The following is a 3406-nucleotide window of genomic DNA, read 5'->3' as shown; positions in this document are numbered from 1 at the left end:
CAACGTACTCCAGCGCATCTCAGTAACATCGTAAATTATTCACAAGCAAGATCTTGCAGTCCCACAACGAGGACTTCTAGCAAGCACGCTCTGTTTACCTTGCCTTTTGCCGCACGTCTCGCAAGTGCATTGATTGCCAGAGAAGCTCGTGTAAATTCACGAAAATTCCGGACTATCTTGCCTGTTCCGTAGACGATGAATCAAATGACGCGCTCCCTATTTTCCCGCTTAAGTACAAGCAATAAAAGTTTGTAATATCCTTATTCGGACAGCTCGTACCTTGCAGGCACTTGATGACAGCGCGCAGGACGCAAACATGTCATACCCGCCCGGCAGCAGTAGTTTCCCAACTCGCGGCGGCAATTGCATCCCCGCGCGTTCATCGCGTATAGTATGCCGCTATTCGAATCTCAATTCCAGGGAGATACAATGTCTAGGAGCATGACCGGGTACGGGAAGGCGGCCGGCGAATTTGGCGGTCAAAGCCTCACGGTAGAAATCAGCTCGGTCAATCACCGTTACCTGGATTGCAGTTTGCGGTTGCCATCGGCGTGGGTAGGCCTTGATCCCATCGTTAAGCAGACAATTCGCAAGCACCTGACCCGAGGCAAGCTGACGGTGAACGTTAGCCGGAAGCGGGCCTTGACCTCGACGCGATCCGTGAACTTTGACGGCGAGGTGGCCAGGCAATACTTGAATGCATCGCGCGAGTTGGCGCAGATGATAGGAACCTACGAAACGTTATCCTTGAACGTTTTGGCACAATTGGATGGGGTGTTCTATCAAGAAGAAGCGGACGAGGACTTGACCGCTGTTGAACCCATCGTGGTTCAAGTCACGGAAGAAGCCTTGACGCGGCTCGATGAAATGCGCGCACAGGAAGGCCGTCATCTGGCCGACGATGTGCGCCAGCGCGTCGAGGGCATGAAAGCGTTGTTGGCCGATATCGAGAAACGTCTGCCTGAATTGAGGGCACTTTACGAAGAGCGCCTCCGTACGCGCATTGGCGAATTGAAGGCAGAAGTCACTATTACGGAAGACCGGTTGGCGCTTGAAGTGGCCCTGCTCGCGGAGAAGAGCGACGTTACCGAAGAAGTGGTCCGGCTGAAGACGCATTTCGGCCACATGATAGATATGTTGGACGCAAACGAACCGGCCGGACGCCGGCTGGATTTTCTTTCGCAGGAAATTCAGCGCGAGATCAATACGCTCGGCGTGAAGACGCGCGACGGCAACGTAGCGAAGATCGTATTGGAAATGAAAGCGGAACTGGAGAAGATCCGCGAGCAGATCCAGAACATCGAATAAGAGTGGTCATGAGCGTTGAAACCGATCGTGAGGTGAAGCGATCGCCGGCTAGCGGTCTCGTGATTATCATCTCCGCGCCCTCCGGCGCGGGAAAAGACACGATTCTTCGACGCGTGCTGGCAAGAGACCCTCGCATCGCATACAGCATATCCATGACGACGCGCGCGCCCCGGTGCGGCGAACGAGACGGCTACGATTATTATTTTGTGGACTGCGCAACCTTCGAACGCGTTCGCGATTCGGGGGGGCTGTTTGAATGGGCGGAGGTTCACGGTAACTTATACGGAACTCCGCGTGAAGAAGTAGACCGATTGACTGCTTCAGGCAAAGACGTCATCCTTGAACTGGATGTGCAAGGAATGCGCAATGTCCGTGAAGCGGGCGTTGATGCGGCGACCATCTTTATCATGGCGCCCAGCATAGAGGAGTTGGAACGCAGGCTGACCGCGCGCGCTACCGACAGCGCGGAGGAAATTGCGCGTCGTGTTGCGCGCGCAAGGGAAGAGATCAAGGAACGTCACGAGTTCGACTATATCGTCATTAATGATGACCTCAATACCGCAGTTGAAGACTTGGAGGCCATCATCCGGTCGCAACGGTTGCGGTCGTCGCGGCAGCCATAACACGCCGAAAGGCGTTCGAGTAGGAGTCCGATAGAACAATGAGCAGAATTTCGGTGGAAATGTTCGAAGGGAAGATTGACAGCCTTTACCGGTTGGTCATTCTGGGCGCAAAACGCGCCTCGCAACTGTCCAAGCCGGAGGCTCGCCCCATGGTGCGCAGCACATCCCGCAAGCCGACGATGGTCGCACTGGAAGAAGTGCTTGCGGACAAGCTGAAGCCACGTATTGGCGGCGAAGAAGATGAAACCTATCTCGAATAAGGAAATCGTCCTGGGCGTAACCGGGTCGATTGCGGCATACAAGGCATGCGAATTGGCTTCCCGGCTTGTAGAGCTGGGCGCCAAAGTCACGCCTGTCTTGACCAAGTCCGCCGCCGAACTGGTTGGCCCTGCCACATTCGAAGCCATTACCGGGCGCCGCGCCATAATGCGCATGTTCGAACCGATGCAGAATCCGGACATCGAGCATATCGCCGTCGCGACGCGCGCAAACCTTTTCTTGATCGCGCCTGCCACTGCAAACATCATTGCGAAGGCGGCCAACGGGGTAGCGGACGATTGGTTGTCCACGACACTGCTCGCCACCAAGGCCCCTGTCCTGTTCGCGCCCGCGATGAATACCAACATGTACAACCACCCCGCAACGCAAGAGAACATCCTGAAACTGCGTCAGCGCGGATGCCACTTTGTGGGACCCGATTTTGGGCGGCTTGCCTGCGGTACCGTCGGCCCGGGGCGATTGATTGACCCGCAAGCGATTCTTGAGATGTCCGCCGTTTTGTTGTCCGAAAAACGAGACCTGACCGGCAAGCGAGTCTTGATCACCAGCGGAGCCACCCACGAGCCAATCGATCCCGTGCGCTTCATCGGCAACTACTCTTCCGGCAAAATGGGCCGGGCATTGGCGCTTGAAGCCTTGTCGCGCGGGGCGGTCGTCACGGTAATCAGCGGCCCGTCATCGGTGACCATGCCTCACAGTGTGCTCACCCTCCCCGTAAAAACTGCCGTCGAAATGGCCGAGGCCGTTGTCAGTCTTTCGCAAGATTCCGATGTGTTTATCGGGGCGGCCGCGGTGGCCGATTACCGCATCGAAAAGCCCGCTCAAAGCAAGCGCAAGAAGAGTGGAAAGAACCTCGAACTCACGCTCGTCGAGAATCCTGACGTACTCGGACTTGTCAGCGCCGTACGCCGGCCCGAGCAAGTCATCGTGGGCTTTGCCGCGGAGACGGACGATCTCCTTGCGAATGCCCAGGTAAAGCTAAAGAAAAAGAACCTCGACCTCATTGTCGCCAACGAGGTCGACTCCGAAGTCTCGGGCTTTGGCAAAGACACGTCCAAGGCCACCCTCATTGCTCACGACGGCACGACGGAAGACTTGGACGTATTGTCTAAGGCGGACGTCGCAGAGCGAATCTTCGACCGAATTGCCGCGCTGCTCGCGGCTCGCTAATCCGCGTAACTCACGATCTCATTTCT

Annotated in this window: 4 protein-coding genes; all 4 read left to right on the top strand. The window is 56.2% G+C overall.

From position 1 onward, the window contains the following. The first annotated feature begins 429 nt into the window (after nucleotides 1-429). Genes K1Y02_26180 through coaBC form a run of 4 tightly spaced genes read left to right on the top strand, consistent with a single transcriptional unit; the run spans nucleotide 430 to nucleotide 3380 of the window. Complete coding sequence (locus tag K1Y02_26180) at nucleotides 430-1308, top strand: YicC family protein (protein MBX7259871.1); 879 nt, start codon at nucleotides 430-432, stop codon at nucleotides 1306-1308. A gap of 8 nt (nucleotides 1309-1316) precedes the next feature. After that, nucleotides 1317-1931, top strand: coding sequence for a guanylate kinase (gene gmk, locus K1Y02_26175; protein MBX7259870.1), 615 nt, complete (start codon nucleotides 1317-1319; stop codon nucleotides 1929-1931). Nucleotides 1932-1969: 38 nt separating this feature from the next. After that, entirely contained in the window at nucleotides 1970-2191 is a 222-nt protein-coding gene (gene rpoZ / locus K1Y02_26170) for a DNA-directed RNA polymerase subunit omega (GenBank protein ID MBX7259869.1), read from the top strand. After that, nucleotides 2172-3380 carry a bifunctional phosphopantothenoylcysteine decarboxylase/phosphopantothenate--cysteine ligase CoaBC gene (coaBC, locus tag K1Y02_26165; protein ID MBX7259868.1) on the top strand — a complete coding sequence of 403 codons (1209 nt, stop codon included), beginning with the start codon at nucleotides 2172-2174 and terminating at the stop codon, nucleotides 3378-3380. Before rpoZ ends, coaBC begins: the two co-directional genes overlap by 20 nt. The last annotated feature ends 26 nt before the right edge of the window (nucleotides 3381-3406 follow it).

The sequence above is a fragment of the Candidatus Hydrogenedentota bacterium genome (assembly GCA_019695095.1).
In the GTDB taxonomy this organism is placed as follows: domain Bacteria; phylum Hydrogenedentota; class Hydrogenedentia; order Hydrogenedentales; family SLHB01; genus JAIBAQ01.
This window is presented reverse-complemented; position numbering and strand designations above follow the sequence as displayed.